General features: G+C 36.9%; 16 protein-coding genes. 7 read left to right on the forward strand and 9 right to left on the reverse strand.

Annotated elements, in window-relative coordinates:
- Both murJ and A9G28_RS01590 read left to right on the forward strand, forming a co-directional pair.
- Positions 1–770: murein biosynthesis integral membrane protein MurJ (gene murJ, locus A9G28_RS01585; protein ID WP_176702100.1), on the forward strand; the 770-nt coding region annotated here is incomplete at its 5' end.
- 149 nt (positions 771–919) lie between these two features.
- Complete coding sequence (locus tag A9G28_RS01590) at positions 920–1738, forward strand: hypothetical protein (RefSeq protein WP_065579557.1); 819 nt, start codon at positions 920–922, stop codon at positions 1736–1738.
- Between the two features lie 721 nt (positions 1739–2459).
- On the opposite strand, the gene A9G28_RS01595 is transcribed toward A9G28_RS01590, so the two are convergent.
- Together A9G28_RS01595 and gltB are read right to left on the reverse strand one after the other, a co-directional pair.
- Positions 2460–3872 (reverse strand): FAD-dependent oxidoreductase, encoded by a 1413-nt coding sequence (locus A9G28_RS01595; RefSeq protein WP_065579558.1) that lies wholly within the window; start codon positions 3870–3872, stop codon positions 2460–2462.
- A gap of 16 nt (positions 3873–3888) precedes the next feature.
- Positions 3889–8346, reverse strand: a complete 4458-nt coding sequence (gene gltB / locus A9G28_RS01600) for a glutamate synthase large subunit (RefSeq protein WP_065579559.1) — start codon at positions 8344–8346, stop codon at positions 3889–3891.
- Between the two features lie 375 nt (positions 8347–8721).
- Between gltB and A9G28_RS01605 the strand changes: the two genes are divergently transcribed.
- Positions 8722–9903 (forward strand): NAD(P)/FAD-dependent oxidoreductase, encoded by a 1182-nt coding sequence (locus tag A9G28_RS01605; protein ID WP_065566374.1) that lies wholly within the window; start codon positions 8722–8724, stop codon positions 9901–9903.
- 19 nt (positions 9904–9922) lie between these two features.
- Here the strand turns inward: A9G28_RS01605 and A9G28_RS01610 are convergent, their stop codons facing one another.
- Positions 9923–11362 (reverse strand): sigma 54-interacting transcriptional regulator, encoded by a 1440-nt coding sequence (locus tag A9G28_RS01610; RefSeq protein ID WP_141674661.1) that lies wholly within the window; start codon positions 11360–11362, stop codon positions 9923–9925.
- Positions 11363–11612: 250 nt separating this feature from the next.
- Here A9G28_RS01610 and lysA point away from each other — a divergent pair, with 250 nt between their 5' ends.
- From lysA to A9G28_RS01630, 4 genes are read left to right on the forward strand one after another with little or no spacing between them, the layout of a single operon-like run.
- Positions 11613–13010: a diaminopimelate decarboxylase gene (gene lysA, locus A9G28_RS01615; protein ID WP_065579561.1), complete on the forward strand. Its 1398-nt coding sequence runs from the start codon at positions 11613–11615 to the stop codon at positions 13008–13010.
- A 53-nt stretch (positions 13011–13063) separates the two neighbouring features.
- On the forward strand, positions 13064–14491 hold the full coding sequence (locus A9G28_RS01620) for an APC family permease (RefSeq protein WP_065579562.1): 1428 nt from the start codon (positions 13064–13066) through the stop codon (positions 14489–14491).
- Between the two features lie 4 nt (positions 14492–14495).
- Complete coding sequence (locus tag A9G28_RS01625) at positions 14496–15602, forward strand: alanine/ornithine racemase family PLP-dependent enzyme (RefSeq protein ID WP_065566332.1); 1107 nt, start codon at positions 14496–14498, stop codon at positions 15600–15602.
- 52 nt (positions 15603–15654) lie between these two features.
- Positions 15655–17052, forward strand: a complete 1398-nt coding sequence (locus A9G28_RS01630) for an amino acid permease (RefSeq protein ID WP_065579563.1) — start codon at positions 15655–15657, stop codon at positions 17050–17052.
- Positions 17053–17246: 194 nt separating this feature from the next.
- Here the strand turns inward: A9G28_RS01630 and A9G28_RS01635 are convergent, their stop codons facing one another.
- From A9G28_RS01635 to A9G28_RS01660, 6 genes are all read right to left on the reverse strand, one after another.
- Complete coding sequence (locus A9G28_RS01635; RefSeq protein WP_065566334.1) at positions 17247–17849, reverse strand: MarC family protein; 603 nt, start codon at positions 17847–17849, stop codon at positions 17247–17249.
- A gap of 146 nt (positions 17850–17995) precedes the next feature.
- Positions 17996–18346, reverse strand: a complete 351-nt coding sequence (gene rplS, locus A9G28_RS01640) for a 50S ribosomal protein L19 (protein WP_034913735.1) — start codon at positions 18344–18346, stop codon at positions 17996–17998.
- Positions 18347–18386: 40 nt separating this feature from the next.
- Positions 18387–19130 carry a tRNA (guanosine(37)-N1)-methyltransferase TrmD gene (trmD, locus tag A9G28_RS01645; RefSeq protein ID WP_065579564.1) on the reverse strand — a complete coding sequence of 248 codons (744 nt, stop codon included), beginning with the start codon at positions 19128–19130 and terminating at the stop codon, positions 18387–18389.
- A gap of 16 nt (positions 19131–19146) precedes the next feature.
- Positions 19147–19677, reverse strand: a complete 531-nt coding sequence (rimM, locus tag A9G28_RS01650) for a ribosome maturation factor RimM (RefSeq protein WP_065566336.1) — start codon at positions 19675–19677, stop codon at positions 19147–19149.
- Between the two features lie 23 nt (positions 19678–19700).
- On the reverse strand, positions 19701–19949 hold the full coding sequence (rpsP, locus tag A9G28_RS01655) for a 30S ribosomal protein S16 (protein WP_034900786.1): 249 nt from the start codon (positions 19947–19949) through the stop codon (positions 19701–19703).
- A gap of 266 nt (positions 19950–20215) precedes the next feature.
- On the reverse strand, positions 20216–20581 hold the full coding sequence (locus A9G28_RS01660) for a DUF956 family protein (RefSeq protein WP_065579565.1): 366 nt from the start codon (positions 20579–20581) through the stop codon (positions 20216–20218).
- Positions 20582–20621 lie beyond the last annotated feature (40 nt).

A 20621-nucleotide genomic window follows, 5' to 3' on the forward strand; every position in this document is an offset into this window, starting at 1 on the left:
TTCTAGTTTCAGGATCGGTCTCATGGATGTATTATGCAGACCGCTTAATGGAATTTCCTGCTGGCGTGCTTGGCGTAGCATTAGGTACGATTTTATTACCCTCGTTAGCGAAAAGTTTTTCTAAAGGTGATCATAAGCAATATTCTGAGGTATTAGATTGGGGATTGCGACTTTGTTTTTTACTGGCTTTGCCAAGTACCGTGGCATTAGGCGTTATTTCTCGTCCTCTTATATCAACATTATTTGAGTATGGGCAATTTACCCTAAATGATACCTTAATGACACAGCGAGCCTTAGTGGCTTATTCTATCGGTCTACTTGGATTGATTTTAATTAAAGTGTTAGCACCCGCATTTTATTCGCGTCAGGATATTAAAACTCCCGTCAAAATTGCAATTGTTACGTTAATTTTAACACAGCTAATGAATCTTGTTTTTATTGGGCCATTACAGCATGCAGGCCTTTCACTATCCATTGGTTTAGCCGCTTGCTTTAATGCTGGATTATTGTATTGGCAACTGCGTAAAAAACAACTTTATCAACCCCAACCTGGTTGGTATCTCTTTTTAATTAAAGTCATTATTGCCGTAATATTAATGTCCACAGTGTTATGGTCTGGCTCACAGCTATTACCTGATTGGTCAACGGGTTCAATGTGGGTTCGTATAGGGCGATTATTTTTATTGGTAATTGTTGGCATCGTTGTTTATTTTGCATCATTGATTGCTATGGGATTTAAGATTAAACACTTTATTAAACGAATTGATTAACAACAATCAATAATTAAAATTTTGTTAAAAATTTTAGGTAACAGGAACGTTTAAGTAAAAATTAATAAGCAAATAAGATGAATAAAGTGTCTTTTTTACTCTCCCCATTATTGATGGTGTAGTTTATTTTTATTGAGTTGTTTTTTTCGATGTATTTCGCATTTTTGCAATACCATTACCAAACTTTTTTAGACGTATTTTGGTCACTAGATTTTGATACTTCAATTTATTTTTATCAAAATAAATTTGTAGATACATTATGGGTTTTTAGCGTGTTGTCGCTTGTTTTGCATTACGCTAATGTTCATATTGTTAATAAAATCAATGTAATACTATTGATTTTTATGATGATGATATTTTCAATAATTGCTGCATTTATTCAACAAACTATAATTGTTTATTACTACGAGATACCTATTTTCCCGATAATAATAATAGTTATCTCATCAGTTATTTCTTGCGCTTTGCTATACAGCTTATTAATTTACTATTTAACAAATTTCTTTGAAAAATACTTTATAAAAAGCAAACAGTCATTTGCAATTACCGCAACTAATAGCTCAACTATTCACTTCATTTTATTTTCAACGTTTATTGGTTTTATTTTGATTAAAGGGTATGAATTAATCACTAATGCTTTTGACTTAATGCTTAGTGGTTTTCAAGAGTCTTTGTATATTGGTGCTATATTGCTTGGACTGTTTTTGTCTAAAAGCTGTTTTAAGCAACCCTTTAATAAAATTCAATCAGAAAAACTCATTAAAAGTGTTTCTGTGTCTGCCATGATGATTTTTATTTGCGACATTCCTTATTTTACTTTCATGTACAAAATGCCGATAAGATATTATATTAACGCTGATGTATTGATACATGCAGGTCGTAGCCTACTCCTATTGGTATTGCTTATTATGCTAATTTGTTTGATTATTAATAAAGTGACTAAGCATTATTTTTTAAAACAAAAATAATAGAGATCAAATAAAATCAATGGCTTTTCTGAATGTTTTTAGCGTAAAATGAAGATTATTGGGGATTGTGTAGTTTCGAATGTGCTAACATTTGCTATTAAAAAATAGCTTAGGTTATTCCACCTAAATTGGGTGGGATTTCGTCTAAAAATACCCTAAACCAAAGTAGCCAAAATAACTAATTTTATACCTAAACAAAAATGTACGTGAAAGTTTTGATGATGCTTTCTAGTTTTATTAGAAATCTAAGCAAAGCAAGATTACATTACCAATATTCTATTCCACGTACCATTTTTCTCTCTATATTCACCAATTTTGCTTCCGCATTTTTTTCATTATCGTCTGTTAAAATTCTTGTTTCGGCTGTGCAATCTCCATACACATTCCTATTATGATAAGATGATATAGTCTTGCCTTTTTATCACCCAAAATAGTTGTAATGCTTTCTAATAAATCATCAGAGTAAGTAGCGATAGTTTATTTTTTTATATGTCTTGAATAAGGGGCATATTCAATAATTGAAGAATATTCATTAAATGCCTGTATTCGATTAAACTTTGTTTTATTATCACATCCTATTAATGTAATAACAAAGCAGTTGATGAAGATAAATTTACCGATGATCTTCATTCCGTAATTTCTTAAGCTTTATTGTTATTTATCATTCAAAAATAAACCCGCTTGCAATCAGCGGGTTTATTAATTTAATAGTAAATGATTATTAAACGTCCAAATAATCCAAGATTCCTTCGGCTGCTTTTCGCCCTTCGCTAATCGCTGTGACTACTAGATCAGATCCTCGAACAGCATCGCCACCAGCAAAAATTTTGGGATTGCTGGTTTGATAGCGGTTGGCTTCTGGCGCGATGATTCGACCTTGTGGGTCAAAATCAACACCATGCTCAGCCAGCCAAGGCATGGCATGGGGGTTGAAGCCAAATGCCATTATTACTGCTTCGGCAGGTAGAATAAATTCAGAACCTTCAACAATAATTGGTGAGCGCCGTCCTTTTGCATCAGGTTCACCAAGTTCAGTTTTGACCATTCTTACCCCTGTTACTTGTCCTGTTCCATTAATTTCAATACTTAAGGGTTGAACATTGAATTGGAAGTTTGCGCCTTCTTCTTTGGCGTTTTTGACTTCTCGTTTTGAACCTGGCATATTGGCTTCATCTCGGCGATAGGCGCAGGTGACGTCGCTTGCCCCTTGGCGAATAGATGTTCGTACACAGTCCATTGCCGTATCACCACCACCTAATACCACAACACGCTTACCTTTCATGTCAATGTATGGTGTCTCTTGGGTTTGTGGGTGATTCATAAGATGTTTGGTATTGGCTATTAAAAATGGTAAGGCATCATAAACACCGTTGGCATCTTCATTTTTTAGTCCTGCACGCATGGATTGATAGGTACCAGTACCGACAAAGACGGCATCAAATTCATTAATCAAATAATTTAATTGAATATTTTTGCCTACTTCAGTATTGAGACGGAATTCAATACCCATTTCAGTAAATATACGTCTGCGATTGATTAATACGTCTTTATCAAGTTTGAACGCAGGAATTCCAAATGTAAGTAATCCACCAATTTCAGGATGACGATCAAAGACGATAGGCGTTACGCCATTGCGCACTAATACATCGGCACAAGCAAGACCAGCAGGACCAGCGCCAATTATGGCAACTTTCAATCCTGTTTGTTCAACATTGGATAAATCAGGTTTCCATCCCATTTTAAACGCGGTATCTGTTATATAACGTTCAATATTGCCAATGGTGACAGCACCAAATTCTGCATTTAAAGTACATGAGCCTTCACAAAGGCGATCTTGTGGGCAAACACGTCCACATACTTCAGGCAAACTATTGGTTTGATGAGATAGTTCAACCGCTTCTAATATTTTACCTTCATTAACCAATTTTAACCAATTTGGGATATAGTTATGTACAGGGCAACGCCATTCACAATAAGGATTACCACAAGCTAGGCAGCGATCTGCTTGCGCTTGGGATTGTGAGGCGGAAAAGCCTTCATAAATTTCAACAAATTCTATTTTGCGAATGTTTAGCGATTTTTTGGGCGGTTCAACACGTTGTAAATCGATAAACTGGTAAACATTTTGACTCATTTCGTGCTCTCCTTACTTACTGTGCTTGAATGCGTAGTTCTGCTGATGAGCGACTACGGTGCCCTAATAAGGCTTTGACATCACTGGATTTAGGTTTGACTAAGACAAATTGTTTAGCAAAGTCATCCCAATTAGCTAAAATGTCCTCAGCTCGTGATGAATGCGTAAGTTGAGCATGTTCCATGATTAAACCACGCAAATGTTCTTCGTGGATAGAGTAATCAGCAACATTGAGTAATTCTATGAGTTCTTTGTTAATGCGTTTATGGAAATCACCGTCTGTATCTAAGATATAAGCAAAACCACCAGTCATTCCTGCACCAAAGTTAATGCCTGTTTTTCCTAACACGCAGACAACACCGCCAGTCATATATTCGCAGCCATTATCACCTATTCCTTCAACCACACTAATTGCGCCTGAGTTTCGCACAGCAAAACGTTCACCAGCGCGACCGGCAGCAAATAGTTTGCCGCCTGTTGCGCCATATAAACAGGTATTTCCGGCAATGGTTGCTTCATGGCTTAAAAATGCCGAACCTTGTGGTGGGCGAATAACAATACGCCCACCAGTCATACCTTTACCAACATAATCATTCGCATCCCCAGTTAGCGTTAAGTCTACGCCACCAGCATTCCATACGCCAAAGCTTTGACCAGCAGTCCCATTAAAATTGAGCGAAATAGGATCAGCTGCTAAACCTTGATCGCCATATTTTTTGGCAATATAGCCAGATAAGCTAGTGCCTACAGAACGGTCAGTATTTTGAATGTCAAAATAGAAACTTTTGCTTTGGCGATTATCAACACATTGTTGTGCTTGTGTGATGATCTCTTTATTTAGTACACCTTTATCAAATGGTTTATTGTCTTCAACGCAATAAACTGGTTTACCATCAATTGGTTTTGCTGTTTTTAGCAATCCTGATAGATCCAATTTTTGTTGTTTGGCGGTGATCCCTTCAAGTTCTAATAGTAGATCTGTGCGCCCAATTAGATCGACAATACGACTTACGCCAAGTTCTGCCATGACTTCTCGAGTATTGCGAGCAATAAAGCGGAAGTAATTCATCGCTTTTTCAGGCAGGCCGTGATAGTGCTCACTACGTAATTTTTCGTCTTGCGTTGCAACGCCAGTTGCACAGTTATTTAGGTGACAAATACGTAGATATTTACACCCTAAAGCAACCATAGGACCTGTACCAAATCCAAAGCTTTCAGCACCTAAAATAGCAGCTTTAACAATATCAGCACCTGTTTTTAAGCCACCGTCAACTTGCAGGCGTATTTTGTGACGTAACCCATTGGCAACTAATGATTGTTGTGTTTCAACCAATCCAAGTTCCCAAGGGGAACCGGCGTATTTTACCGAGGTCAATGGGCTAGCCCCTGTGCCACCGTCATAACCTGAAATAGTAATTAAATCGGCATAGGCTTTAGCAACGCCTGTTGCGATGGTACCAACACCGGGTTCGGATACGAGTTTAACCGAAATCATAGCGTGTGGATTGATCTGTTTTAAATCAAAGATTAGTTGTGCCAAATCTTCAATCGAGTAAATATCGTGATGTGGTGGCGGTGAAATTAATGTCACACCGGGTACAGAAAAGCGTAATTTTGCAATATATGGTGTGACTTTATCACCTGGTAATTGACCGCCTTCCCCCGGTTTTGCGCCTTGTGCTACCTTTATCTGGATAACATCAGCACTCATTAAGTAACTTGGTGTTACGCCAAAACGACCTGATGCAACTTGTTTTATACGTGAAACTTTTATGGTGTTGTAACGTGCAGGATCTTCACCTCCTTCCCCTGAATTGGAAAATCCGCCTAGTGTATTCATCGCTGTGGCAAGGGATTCGTGCGCTTCTGGACTGAGTGCTCCAATGGACATGGCTGCTGAATCAAAGCGTTTAAATAATGATTCTTCGGGTTCGACTTGCTCAAGCGGTATGGTTGCATTTTCAGGTGGATTGAGTTTTAATAAATCGCGCAATGTGGTAATAGGGCGATGATTAACTATATCAGCATAACGTTTGTAATCTTCATAATTACCATTATTGACTGCTTTTTGTAGTGACTGCACAACATCAGGATTATAGGCATGATATTCACCACCGTGGACAAATTTAAGTAACCCACCTTGTTCTAAGGGTTTTCTTCTTAACCATGCGCTTTTTGATAAGTTAAATTGGTCTTGGGAAAAATCATCAAAATTAGCGCCACTAATACGGCATGTGACACCTTGAAAACAAAGTTCAACGACTTCTTCATGTAATCCAACGGCTTCAAACAGTTTTGAGCAACGATAAGATGCGACTGTTGAAATGCCCATTTTGGACATAATTTTATATAAACCTTTATTAATCCCATTGCGGTAATTAGCTATCGCTTCACGATGAGATTTGTTTATCGTACCATTATCCACCATTTGGGATAAGGTTTCATAGGCTAAATAAGGGTAAATTGCTGTTGCACCAAAACCAAGAAGTACGGCAAAGTGGTGCGGATCACGACAACTTGCCGTTTCAACAATAATATTGGCATCGCAGCGTAAATTCTTTTCAACTAAGCGTTGTTGAACAGCCCCAACTGCCATAGGTGCTGGAATGGGTAGACGGTCGGGAGCAATATTTTTATCTGATAAAATCAGTAATACGGTGCCATTGCGAACTTTTGTTTCAGCATCACCACATAATTGTTCAATAGCATCACGCAAGCTACCATCAATTTCATAAGTGATATCTAATGTTTCTGATTTGTAGTAACGTGATTCTAGCGCTGTTAATTGTTGTAGATCCGAATAGACTAAAACAGGATATTTAAAAGCAACTCGATGCGCTTGGCCTTCTGCTTCGGCAAATACATTCATTTCACGACCAATACTGGTTGAAAGTGACATAACGTGTGCTTCACGCAGGGGATCGATAGGTGGGTTAGTAACCTGCGCAAATTTTTGGCGGAAATAATCATAAATTGATCGAGGCTTATTTGATAATACCGCAAAAGGTGTATCATCGCCCATTGAGCCAGTAGCTTCTTGCCCATTTTCGCCAAGTACTCGGATGCATTGATCGAGTTCTTCAGCACTATAACCAAACTGTTTTTGGTAGGTTGCTAGTAATGTATCATCATAATCGCGCGAACCGATGCTATCATCGGGTAAGCTTTCAAATGGGATTAATTGCTTAACATTTTTTGTCATCCATTCTTTATAAGGATGACGTTTTTGTAAATCATTATCGGTTTCAGCAGATTGTAAAATGCGGCCTTCTTCCGTATCGATAACTAACAATTCACCTGGACCAACACGTCCTTTAGTAACTACTTCGTCGGGCTGATAATCCCAAATACCAATTTCAGAGGCACAGGTGATAAGTTTGTCTGTGGTAATAACATAACGTGCAGGGCGTAATCCATTTCGATCTAAGTTACATGCCGCATAACGTCCATCAGACATAACAATGCCAGCAGGCCCATCCCAAGGTTCCATATGCATTGAGTTGAAGTCAAAAAAGGCACGTAGATCTTCATTCATGTCTGGATTGTTTTGCCATGCAGGGGGAACAAGTAGGCGCATAGCTCGCACTATATCCATTCCTCCAACTAAAAATAGTTCTAGCATGTTATCTAATGAACTTGAGTCAGAACCAGTGACATTCACAAATGGGGCTGCATCTTGTAAATCAGGGATAAGTGGCGTTTTAAATTTATATGATCGTGCTTTTGCCCATTGGCGATTGCCCTCAATAGTATTAATTTCGCCATTATGTGCCAGATGTCTAAAAGGTTGAGCTAATGGCCAACGTGGAACGGTATTGGTTGAAAAACGTTGGTGGAATAAACAAATCGCGGTTTCCATACGAATATCGGCCAAATCTAAATAGAATCGAGGCAAATCTTTAGGCATACATAAGCCTTTATAAATATTGACCTGATTTGAGAAACTACAAACATAAAATGTATCGTCTTGTACGCGTTTTTCAATGCGGCGGCGAACCATATACAAACGGCGCTCTAAATCAATCTTTGTCCAACCAGCTGGTGCATTAACAAAAACTTGTTCAATTCTTGGTAGCGATGCAAGTGCGATTTCACCCAGAACACTTTTATCAATCGGCACTTCACGCCAACCTAAAATAGATAAGGTTTCTTCGGCTAATTCTTCTTCGACTATCTCACGGCTAGCTTGCGCCTCGGCTTCATCTTGGCTTAAAAACAACATGCCTACTGCATAATTCGTCGCTAAACGCCAACCGGCATCCTCGGCGACTAGACGAAAAAATCGGTCAGGTTTTTGTAATAAAAGACCACATCCATCACCGGTTTTACCATCCGATAATATCGCGCCACGGTGTTGCATACGAGCAAGCCCGTGAATTGCAGTACGCACCACTTTATGACTTGGTCGGCCCTCAATGTGAGCAATTAAACCAAATCCGCAGTTATCTTTTTCATGATGCTGGTTATATAACATATCATTGCCTCTAATTCATCGCTTTTATAATTTGAGAAGGTATAGGCATTAATCCCATATTAGGTATGAAGTTAATTAAAAAAACGTTTTCGGTCAAATAAATATTACTTATAAGTTAATCTTCTCATAACTTATATTTGAGTTATTAATTAAGCTAATAATGACATATACCACTATGATTTTTTAAGTGTTTATAAATTTAAATTGTTTTTTTTAAAATAGCGTATATAAATTAGCTATAAGTTTTTTTTCTTTTATGTTAAAAACTTTCAGAAAAGTATCTGTTTAAGTATAAAATTTAACTCAAGCTAACGACTATAAGTGATGGCGGTATCTTGCTATAATTTGTTATCTTTTATTTTTAATCTATCAATAATGCAAACTAAAATTACAATTGTTGGGGCGGGCGCTGCTGGGCTTTTTTGTGCTGGCCTATTGGGGCAAAAAGGGTATGATGTTACCGTAATTGATAATGGTAAAAAGCTCGGGCGTAAAATTTTAATGTCTGGTGGTGGTAAATGTAATTTTACTAATTTATCTGTTGAGCCATCCCATTATATTTCTCATAATCCACATTTTTGCAAATCTGCTTTAAAGCGCTTTACCCAGTGGGATTTTATACAATTAGTCAACCAATATGGTATTAGTTATCATGAAAAAGCTCATGGCCAATTATTTTGTGATAATTCAGCGCAAGATATCGTTGATCTGCTAGTAAAAGAGTGCCAAAAGGGGCATGTTAATTTTGTGATGCGAACCCAAGTTGAAGATATTGATAGTAATGGGCAAGGGTTCCAATTATATACTTCTGGTGGCATTATGGATAGTGAAAATCTTATTATTGCTACAGGCGGTTTATCTATGCCCGCACTCGGTATGACATCAATAGGCTATAAAATTGCTGAAAAATTTGCTATTCCTGTTGTACCAGTAAAAGCTGGATTAGTGCCTTTTACGTTGCATAAGCCTTTACTGGATGTGCTTGCAAATTTGTCTGGTATTGCAATTCCAGTTGAAGTTTCTAATCAAAGAATGAGCTTTAAAGAGAATCTATTATTTACGCATCGAGGGCTTTCTGGACCAGCTATTTTACAATTGTCGAGTTATTGGCAAGCTGGTGAATCAATCACTATCAATTTATTACCTGAATTAGTATTTGAATCATCGTTTAAACTATTATTAGAACAAAACCGCAATCAGACTATAAAAAACTGCTTGGCGTCGCTTTTACCCAAAAGGCTCATTGAAGCATTAATACAATTAAATTTAATGGACGATTTAACGGTGAAACAGCTTACCCCTAGACAACAGCAGCAACTTTATTACAACCTAACACACTGGAAAATTACTCCAAATGGAACAGAAGGTTATCGTACTGCCGAAGTCACACTGGGCGGTATAAGCACTGATGCGTTATCCTCCAAAACTATGGCGGTTAAAACACTTCCTAACCTCTATTTTATTGGTGAGGTGGTTGATGTTTCGGGGTGGCTCGGAGGTTATAATTTCCAATGGGCATGGAGTAGTGCATTTGCATGTGCTCAGGCGTTTAATTGATCGTTTTTGATGCTTAAAATTAAGCATCAATTACCCCCATCTGAATATGATACTTTTTGACTTTATATTGTAATGTTGTGCGTGAAATATTTAAGTTTTTTGCCGCCGTTATAATTTTGCCATTAGCTTGATTCAATGCGTCAATAATCAGTTGCCGTTCAAAGTTTTCAACTTGTTCGGTTAAGTTACCTCCATTAGGAGATGTTTGAACAACTGTTTCATTGTGCTTATTTGTATTATCATCTTCAGACTGCGGGTTATTAAGTTCAAATAACTCTTCATCAAGGGTAATATGCTGTAATTCACCAGGTTCGTTTTGAAGTACCATACTTCTGACAATGGCATTTTCAAGCATACGCACATTACCAGGCCAATGTGCTGACATTAATTGTTGTAGTGCTTGTTTACTGATACCACTAATGACTATATTTACATCGTTTTTATGTTTATCAATAAAATAACGAGCTAAAACGGGAATATCTTCTGTTCGGTCTCGCAAAGCAGGAAGTTTAATTAAACCAACGTTTAATCGATAAAATAGATCGCCTCTTATTTTTCCCGTTTTTAGCGACTCTGTCGGTGATTCATTCATGGCGGCAACGATACGAACATCTGAATGTTGTTCTTTACTACCACCCAATGGCCAATAGGTTTTCTCTTGTAGAAATCGTAATAGCTTACTTTGCATATCAAAAGGCATTGCATTAAGTTCATCAAGAAACAGTGTGCCTCCGTTAGCTAGCGCTAAATAACCCTGACGGTTTTCGGCCCCCGTAAACGCACCTTTGACTGTGCCAAATAAAGTGCTTTCAATCAGGGTAGTTGGTAACGCACCACAATTAAGTGAGATGAAAGCTTTGTCACGGCGTTGACTTGTCTGGTGTATTAAGCGAGCAAACAGTTCTTTACCTGTTCCTGTTTCACCTACAATTAGTACAGGAACATCATTGCGTCCTAAAATATTGGTTTGGTCAATCACTTTCTGCATTTTTTCCGAAACAAAAACAATATCGGGCAAAGGCTGTTCTTTATTGTGGTATAACTTACTATGTAATTTAAAAACTTGATCTTGCAAATGTCTAACCGTTGATAAGTTTCGGCCTATCTCAATGGCACCAATGATTTCTTCTTTATTATTATAAAGCGGAACAGTTGTATGCAAATAATCAACCAACTTACCAACATGGTTATAATAAGTTTGGTAGTTATCTTGGTATTCTTTACCAAGTTGCAAAGCTTGCAACATAGTACTATCTTCTTTTTTTAAGTTGGGGTAAACCTCAAGCATGGGGCTACCAATAGCTTGCTCTTTAGGGTAGCCATCGAGTTCTGCACTTTCCTGATTGTAATAAATATAATTGCCATTTTTATCAATAATAGCTATTGGTTGATGGATTAAATCAAAAAAATGTTTAAATATTTCCAATGCTTGTAATAACTCAGGATCAATGGTCATGATATTAGTACCTTTTTATGTTTGGATTATTTACTAAATTTTGCTTCGTTTAATTTAAATGCTTTTCGGTCATCATCAAAAAATGACAAATTTTTGTCATAAAAACATATTTTGTACTAAATGACTAATTTTAATTTTGGGGCTAAACTTATTAACTAATTGATTATATTTGATTCTAATTTTGGCATGCTGATTGCATTACCAGTGAGAAGTCTGTTACATATTTCTATATACTAAATTAACTGGAGGTCATATGTCTGACTCAATTATGTCAAATTATAACAAATTACGTACCAATCTTGTAACAAAAGATCGTCGCTTTAGTGCTCAAAATGGCAAATTATGTTTTGATGGGGTTAATTTAGAAGAATTAGCCAAAAAATATCCAACTCCTTTTTATGTGTTTTCTGAGAAAGAAATTGATCGCAATGTTCAAGAAATAAAAGATGCATTTAAGGCTCATCCAAATACAAAAATCTTCTATGCCTCAAAAACCTGTTCAGTTATGGGAGTGCTTAAGGCGATTAAAGATGCAGGTATTTATGCCGAAGCAAACTCGATGTTTGAAGTGCGTAAATGCTTAGAAATAGGCTTTAGTGGTAGCCAAATTGTGTTCAACGGTGTGGTTAAAAAACCAGTTGATTTGGAATTTGCAATCCAAAACGATCTTTATATTATCAATGTTGATAGTTTATATGAGCTTGATATTATTGATGAAATTTCAAGGCGTTTGAAGAAAGTTGCAAATGTTTGCGTGCGTGTTGAGCCAAATGTGCCGTCAGCAACCCATCCAGAATTGGTTACAGCTTATCATGCCAAATCAGGTATTGATTTAGAACAAGCAGAAGAAACTTGCCGACGCATTCTCGAAATGCCATATGTTCATTTACGTGGTTTGCATATGCATGTTGGGGATCAAGTACCCGAAGCAGAACCTTTTGCAAAAGCAACGAAAGTATTAGTTGATGAATCTCGCCGTTTAGAAGAAGTACTTGGTATTAAATTTGATTTAATCAACGTTGGAGGCGGTATTCCTGTTCCATATAAGTATGACGAAGAAAATGGCAATCCATTGCAAGATAATATGTATGCAGGGATTACTGCTCAAGACTTTGCCGACGCGGTAATTAGTGAAGTACACAAATGGCGTACTGATGTTGAAATCTGTATTGAACCAGGTCGTAAAGTAACTGGTTCTGCCGGCGTGCTTGTCACCGAGGTTGCTTGTGAAAAACGTAAAACTAACTACGATTTAGACGGTAACATTGAAGAGCATGTTGAGTGGAAATTTGTTGATGCTGGTTATAGCGTTTTATCTGATAGTCAACATTTTGATTGGTTCTTCTATGTTTATAATGCGTCAAGAATCAATGAAGAACACGACGAATATATTAAATTAGCTGGTCCTTTATGTGATGGTGGCGACTACTTCCATGTCGGTGTTAAAGGTGAAGAATTTTTAATGCCAAAAGATACGCAAATTGGCGATATTGTTGCTTTCTTGGATGCAGGTGCTTATACCATTGAAAGCCAAACAGTCTATAACAATCGCCCTCGTACATCTGTTGTTATGATAGATAAAGAAGGTAAAGATAGATTGATTCGCCGTGAAGATACTTACGAAGATATGGTTGGATACGACGTGTATTAATCATGAACTATCTGGAGCATTTATTGCTCCAGATATTATAATGTGAGGTTATTATGAGTGATTCTAAAGATTCAAGTTTACTTGGTATTAAAGACATTGTGTTTATGAATGTTATTGCGATACTCAGTTTACGTCAAATTCCAAATGTTGCTCCCTATGGGGCGTCAGCAATGGTGCTTTGGTTACTTGCTGCATTTTGTTTGTTTTTTCCATTAGCGATGGTTTGTGGTGAACTTTCTACTGGTTGGCCAAAAGATGGTGGGATATTTGTTTGGGTAAAAGAAGCATTTGGTAAACGAGTTGGCTGGATAGTAGTTGTTTGTTTCTTGTTTTCTTGTGTGCTTTTCTTCCCATTAATGTTGCAATTTGGCTTTACGGCAATTGGCTATATGTTTAGTGCTGAGTTGGCCCAAAATCAGGTGTTTATTGGGGTGGGATCCATGGTGGTATTTTGGATCTTAACATTAATGAATATTAAAGGCATGAAGTGGACTAAAATCATTAACAGTGTTAGTGCATGGTTAGGTGTGTTTATTCCTGCCGGTATTATTGTGTTATTAGCGATTGTATGGTTAATGACTGGTCACTCTATGGCAACGGATTATAGCCATGTTAGTGATTGGGTTCCAGATTTAAGCAGTTGGGATACTATTGTTTTCTTATCAAGCATGATGTTTGCGTTTGCTGGTTTTGAAGTGGCACCAATGATTGCTGGCCGTACTCGTAACCCACAACGTGACTTCCCTAAAGCGATGGTTGTTTCAGCTATTGTGATTGTGGGTATTTATATGATTGGTACTTGGGCAATTAATACTTTATTGCCAGCAAAAGATACTGATATTGTTGCAGGTGTAATGCAAGCGATGGAAGTATCGGCAAAAGCGTTACATATGCCTTGGTTATTACCAGTAATGGCAATTTGTTTATTCTTTGGTGCGTTAGGTCAAATTAACTCATGGTTAGTTGGTCCTATCTATATGTTACAAGAAGCATCAAAAGAAGATAATTTGCTTGGTGAACGTATCGGTCGTTTACACCCGGTATATCAAACACCAGCTTTTGCTTTAATTGTTCAAGCGATTATTGTAACAGTACTTTGTTTTTCAACTTTCGTTTCACCAAGTATTGCAGCTGCATATTGGATGTTAACTGCGTTAACAACAATTTGTTACTTTATTCCTTATTTAGTGATGTTTATTGCGTACTATCGTTTGCGTATTGCTCAACCAGATGTGCCACGTAGCTTTAAGATTCCGGGTAAAGTTTTACCAGTTGTTTTACCAGCTTTAGGATTCTTATCTACACTATTTGCGGTGATCTTGGTGTTTATTCCACCAGCACAAATTGATATGGGTGGATATGCTGAGTACATCGCTAAAATTGTTGGTGGTGCAGTGCTTGCCATTGTGTTAGCTGAATGGATCTATCATCGAGCTCAAAAACATAATCGTTTGCAACAAGTTAAAGATATAGAGGAGTAATATTATGTACAAACCTATATTAGAAATTGATTTACGTAAATTAAGAGACAATGCTCGTGTTGAAAAAGAGCTACTTGCTAAACACGGCATTGAAGTAATGGCGGTTAATAAAGTTTTTGATGGTTGTGTTGAAACTGCTAAAGCCGTGCTTGATGGCGGTATTGATGTGATTGCCGAGTCAAGAACTTACAATTTGAAGAAGCTTAAAGATGCTTTAAATTGTAAAACTTGTTTATTGCGTAGTCCTTGTTTAAGTGAGATTAGTGATGTTGTGAAATATGCTGATATTAGCTTAAACAGCGAAAAACAAGTGATTAAGGCACTTTCTGATGAGGCGGTAAAACAGCAAAAAGTCCATCAAGTATTATTAATGGTTGATATGGGTGATTTGCGAGAAGGTATTTGGTTTGAACATGTGGATGATATTATCGATACTGTCAAACTCATTCTATCGTTACCGGGTGTTGAGCTTTATGGGCTTGGTACTAATTTTAACTGTTATGGTACTGTTTTACCAACGGTTAAAAATGGTGTGGATTTTTTACACATAGCACGTAAAGTAGAGCAATCTTGTCATATTAAGATAAAATATTTATCAGCTGGTAATTGTACTAGTTACCACCTGTTGGATAAAGGTATTTGGCCAGAAGGGCTGAATCATTTGAGAATTGGCGGTTTGCATGAGTTCGGTATTGAATATGTGGATATGAAATACCTTGATGAATTTCATCATTCCAACAAGCCTGTCGATAAAGCGTGCAGTAATTTATATAAGTTTTACGCGCAAATTATTGAGCTCAATAGTAAGCCGACAGTTCCTGTTGGTGAGTTAGGTGTAGATGCTTTTTTAAACAGCAAAACTTTTGTTGACCATGGTACACGTAAACGAGCCTTGTTGGCTTTTGGCCGTCAAGATGTGCCGGCAGAAAGCTGTGTACCTATCAATGATAATATTACTGTATTGGGTCAAACCAGTGATCATACTATTGTTGATATTGAAGATGTTTCTGAAACATTACGTGTTGGCGATATGATTGGGTTTGAGCTTGATTATACAGCGCTACTTATGGCTTGCCAAACTAATGGTGTAGAAAAACGGTTTGTTTATTAATGTATCAGCTGCTGGGCAATCAGCAGCTATTATTGATTAGTAGGCGGTTTACATGGCAACATCAGAAGCTCAAGAAAGCCCTTATCCTAGCACCTTAAAGAAGAACTTGAAAAATCGTCATTTATTGATGATTTCATTAGGTGGTTCGATTGGTACTGGGTTGTTTATTGGTATTGCAGCACCACTTAGCACGGTTGGATCATTGGGGACGATCATTGCTTATTTTCTTGCCGGTAGCATTATGCTATCAACTATGCTGTGCCTAGGTGAGCTTTCTTGTGCATTCCCACATGCAGGTTCTTTTCAGCATTATGCATTAATGTTTATTCCTCATCCTATTTGGAGTTATACCATTGGCTGGTTATACTGGTTAAGTTGGGTGCTATCTATGGCTGCTGATTTAACGGCTGCCGCTATGATTGCCCATCAAGCCTTTCCTGCTTTTCCTATTTACCTTTTTAGTTTGTTAATTCTTATTGTCATTACCTCGGTACATTTAACCTCAGTTCAAGCATTTGGAGAAAGTGAGTATTGGTTTTCAACAATTAAAGTGTTAGCAATAATTGCTTTTATTTGTGTAGGAATTTATTTACTTCATCAGCAATATAGTCAAACACATGTGTTACCAACATTTAAAACCGAAAGAGGGTGGTTTCCTAATGGTTTTTTCGCCATATTTATTTGCATGACTATTGTTACTTATTCATTCCAAGGGATCGAATTGATCGGTAATGCCGCCGGTGAAGCACAATCTCCGCAATCTGTGTTGCCCAAAATAATTACTGGTGTTGCTTTTCGTATTATTCTGTTTTATATCTTGGCTATTGCTGTTTTAGCGCTTGTTTATCCATATGGAACGGTTCATTCTGAAATTAGTCCATTTGTATGGGTATTTAACCAAGCAGGGATTAAATTTGCTTCTTATATGATGCTTTTTGTTATTTTTTGTGCAGCAATATCGGCCGCAAATTCAGCTATTTATGCTAGTTCAAGAATGTTATGGTCTATGGCGCAAGATAACTTAGCACCAAAATACTTTTCAGTAGTTAATCAACGAGGTGTGCCCACAAAAGGTATATTATTTATTGCTATTATTGCGTTAGTTTCGCTATTTTCGAAATATATTGCTGCTGAAAAATTATATCTTTATTTAGTCGCAGGAACAGGGCAGGTTGGTTGTTTTGCGTGGATTATCATTGCTTGGTGTCAGTATCGATTCCGTAAAGGGGTCAATTGTGGTAAATACTCAAAAGACATGATCAAGTTTAAATCACCACTGTTTCCTTGGCTTGCTTTTATCTCTATTATTATGAATATTGTTATTATTGTTGGTGTTTGGTTTGGTGAGTCAGGTCATTTTATTTTATTATCTGAAATAATTTTAATTGCAATCATTCTAATTTCTTATTTTTTCTATAAAAAAAGAAATATTACAATAAGCCATAATTGATTATATATTGCAAAGCTATGTAATCACTAGCACAAAATTTATTATTGTTAGTGATTACAGGCTATTGGTGTTTAGTGAAAATTAAGCCATTTTATGTAAGCGACTTATTAGCAGATGAATATTGATTGCGTAAATCCTATTTTGCAACGTAATATTGTTATTATGCATGCTATTGAGAAATTTAAAATAAATGTTCATTTTAAAAAAGCAGATATACCTGTAAAAACGACCTGTGCAGCAATAGCTGATATGAGTAATCCCGTTAGCTTTGATAATATCGCAATTCCAGTATTTTTTAATACTTTTGCAATGCTTTTAGCGCACAATAACATAATATAAATACCCATTGAGGCAACAAGCAACGAAATTGCACCAATCAAATTCGGAACAACGCCAATTGAGCTAGTGCCCATCACAATGATAGTACCAATAGATGCCGGACCCATACATAGTGGAATGGCTAGTGGAACAACACTGATATCATCATCGCTATTGATTTTGTTTTTTTCTGGCGAATCGTTCATTAGTGATACCGCAGTGATAAACAGTAATGCCCCCGAGCCAATTCGAAATGCATCAAGGGTAAATCCAAAAACGCTAAACATGGTATTGCCAAAAAAGAACAGTACAATACCGATAATAAATACTGCACATGAAGTTTTTAGTGCTATTTTTCTCCTAAGCTGTTCATCATATTGCTTTGTACCACTTAGAAATGCGCTCAAAACGGCAGGTGGTGTCATTAATGCAAACAATTTTACTGTTGTTGAGAGAATCGCAAAAATATAATCAACCATTGCACTACCTTTTACTTTATTTAAAAAATTGCTTTAATTTTGCCAACTAGTTATTGTTGGATTGAAATTATTTTTATCATATATAAAAACGGTCACCACAAAGGTGACCATCTTAATCCGATATTTTTATTGATAATCAACAAAAATTAGTTAAGGCGCTCTTTAATACGAGCTGCTTTACCACGAAGTTCGCGTAAGTAGTAAAGTTTAGCTTGACGCACTTGACCACGACGTTTCACAGTAATTGAATCAACAATTGGTGAGTGAGTTTGGAATACTCGTTCAACACCTTCGCCATTCGAAATTTTACGTACCGTAAATGCTGAGTGTAAACCGCGATTACGAATTCCAATGACAACACCTTCGTAAGCTTGAAGACGTTTTTTATTACCTTCAACAACCCATACTTTTACTTCAACCGTGTCACCAGGGCGAAACGACGGGATGTCTTTCTTCATTTGTTCTTGTTCTAATTGCTGAATAATTGCATTTTTCATAATATTATCTCTTACTAGTTATACTGAAATATTAATTGCCTTATTTATCACTGTATTCTCGTTGGAATTCAGTGAGTAAACATTGCTCTTCATCAGTCAGAGCTAGATTTGCAAGAAGATCTTTTCTTCTTAACCAAGTTCGTCCTAGTGATTGTTTTAATCGCCAGCGACGAATCGCTTCATGGTGACCAGACATTAACACGTCAGGCACCGCCATTCCATCTAACACCTCAGGTCGAGTATAGTGTGGGCAGTCAAGTAAACCGTTAGCAAAAGAGTCTTCTTCTGCCGATGATTGGTGATTTAGCACGCCAGGTATAAATCTTGCTAATGCATCAATCATAGTCATCGCAGGTAATTCACCACCACTTAACACGTAATCCCCAATTGACCATTCTTCATCAATTTCAGTTTGGATAACACGTTCATCTATACCTTCATATCGCCCACAAATCAAAATTAATTTTTGGCTTTGGGACAATTCGCAAACACCTTGTTGGTTTAATTTGCGCCCTTGTGGGGAAAGATAAATTACTTTTGTATCGTTACCAGCAACAGCCTTTGCCGCATGAATTGCATCCTTAAGTGGTTGCACCATCATTAACATGCCAGGACCACCGCCATAAGGTCTGTCATCAACAGTCTTATGCTTATCATACGCAAAATCGCGCGGATTCCAATATTCTACTGTTAACAGCCCGTTTTTAACGGCTCGACCAGTTACACCATAACAGGTAATAGCTTGAAACATTTCGGGAAAAAGGCTAATTACGCCAATCCACATAGTCTTACCTTACCAATTAAAAAGCAGGATCCCAATCGACCACAATCATTTTTGTTACTAAATCAACTTGTTTTATAAATTGATCATCAACAAAAGGAATTAAACGTTCTGTTGTACCAAATGCATCTTTTAGATTTGCTTTTACCACCAACACATCATTAGAGCCAGTTTCCATTAAATCAGTAACCTGACCTAAATCGTAACCGTTGACTGTTTTCACTCGACAGCCAATGAGATCTTTCCAATAAAAATCACCATTATTAAGCGCTGGTAATTTTTCTGCATCAACAAACACTTCAATATTAGTTAATGCATTAGCTTGATCACGATCATCAATACCTTTGAGTTTCACAATCATATCATGATTATGTGGTTTGAAGCTCTCTACAATGACTTCTTGCCATTGTCCAGCTCGCTGGATATACCAAGGAGTGTAATCAAAAATGCTATCTGGCAATTCTGTAAACGAAAAAATTCTGAGCCATCCGCGAATGCCGTAGCTTGAACCAAGTTTACCAACAACAATAAGATTCTCAGTATTCATCATTACAGTGACTATTAATTACTAAATTAAGCAGCTTTTTGTGCTTGTTTAATCAGTGCATTCACACGATCAGAAACAGTTGCACCTAAACCAACCCAATGATTTACGCGATCAAGATCTAAACGTAATTCTTCTGCTTTACCTTGTGCAATTGGATTAAAAAAGCCAACGCGCTCAATAAAACGACCATCACGTGGGTTACGGCTATCAGTGACAACTACTTGATAAAAAGGGCGCTTTTTAGAGCCACCACGAGCTAAACGAATAGTTACCATAACATCCTCTTAAATTAAAAAAATAATCTTTTTTCTGTCCAACATGGACAAAATCAAAGCCCCAGAATTATACCCTTTCTAGCAAAAAGTGCAATGACTCTTTATTGACGGTGGGTGGGGAATATGCAAGACTAAAGCAAAATGAGAAAAGAGTAGATAAAATAATACTAATTACCATTCATTTACATTAAGCCAAAATTAGTAATTATTACAAAAAAGTATACTTTTTTTAGGGGCTATTTACACGCATTTATCATCTGTCGCCACTATTTTTTATGAAATAAAGCGCGTTTTAAAACATCAAAAAAACCAAGTGAACGAACCATCTTCTGCCCGTCAACATAACCACGGATCGCTCTTAGCACTTTTTTAGGCTCTTTAGATGCAAAGGTAAAAGTACCATTTTTCTTCGTTTCAACTGAATAGCGTGGTATCCATTTTCCACCAAATAGCACAGATGCGACGACATAATCAACCTCATCCCAAGGGATTTGGATATATTTACGTGGGTCATGTTGATGATAGAATTCAAAAGCTTTGTCACCAACTATTATATTGCCATATTCGGTAAATCCAGTAAAAGAAGTGGCTTTAATCGTTAAGTCTATTTTAGTATTTAAGGACTGAACCATTTTTTGATATCCATTTTTCGCACACTAATAAGGCCATCCT

Origin of the sequence: Gilliamella sp. Fer1-1 (assembly GCF_001690825.1) — a bacterium.
In the GTDB taxonomy this organism is placed as follows: domain Bacteria; phylum Pseudomonadota; class Gammaproteobacteria; order Enterobacterales; family Orbaceae; genus Gilliamella; species Gilliamella apicola_C.

Coding starts and splice junctions, on each gene's coding strand:
- gltB (WP_065579559.1), bottom strand. CDS start 8,346: ATGTTATATAACCAGCATCATGAAAAAGATAACTGCGGATTTGGTTTA.
- A9G28_RS01630 (WP_065579563.1), top strand. CDS start 15,655: ATGGCAACATCAGAAGCTCAAGAAAGCCCTTATCCTAGCACCTTAAAG.
- rimM (WP_065566336.1), bottom strand. CDS start 19,677: ATGATGAATACTGAGAATCTTATTGTTGTTGGTAAACTTGGTTCAAGC.
- A9G28_RS01660 (WP_065579565.1), bottom strand. CDS start 20,581: ATGGTTCAGTCCTTAAATACTAAAATAGACTTAACGATTAAAGCCACT.
- A9G28_RS01620 (WP_065579562.1), top strand. CDS start 13,064: ATGAGTGATTCTAAAGATTCAAGTTTACTTGGTATTAAAGACATTGTG.
- trmD (WP_065579564.1), bottom strand. CDS start 19,130: ATGTGGATTGGCGTAATTAGCCTTTTTCCCGAAATGTTTCAAGCTATT.
- rplS (WP_034913735.1), bottom strand. CDS start 18,346: ATGAAAAATGCAATTATTCAGCAATTAGAACAAGAACAAATGAAGAAA.
- A9G28_RS01605 (WP_065566374.1), top strand. CDS start 8,722: ATGCAAACTAAAATTACAATTGTTGGGGCGGGCGCTGCTGGGCTTTTT.
- A9G28_RS01625 (WP_065566332.1), top strand. CDS start 14,496: ATGTACAAACCTATATTAGAAATTGATTTACGTAAATTAAGAGACAAT.
- rpsP (WP_034900786.1), bottom strand. CDS start 19,949: ATGGTAACTATTCGTTTAGCTCGTGGTGGCTCTAAAAAGCGCCCTTTT.
- A9G28_RS01635 (WP_065566334.1), bottom strand. CDS start 17,849: ATGGTTGATTATATTTTTGCGATTCTCTCAACAACAGTAAAATTGTTT.
- lysA (WP_065579561.1), top strand. CDS start 11,613: ATGTCTGACTCAATTATGTCAAATTATAACAAATTACGTACCAATCTT.
- A9G28_RS01590 (WP_065579557.1), top strand. CDS start 920: ATGTATTTCGCATTTTTGCAATACCATTACCAAACTTTTTTAGACGTA.
- A9G28_RS01595 (WP_065579558.1), bottom strand. CDS start 3,872: ATGAGTCAAAATGTTTACCAGTTTATCGATTTACAACGTGTTGAACCG.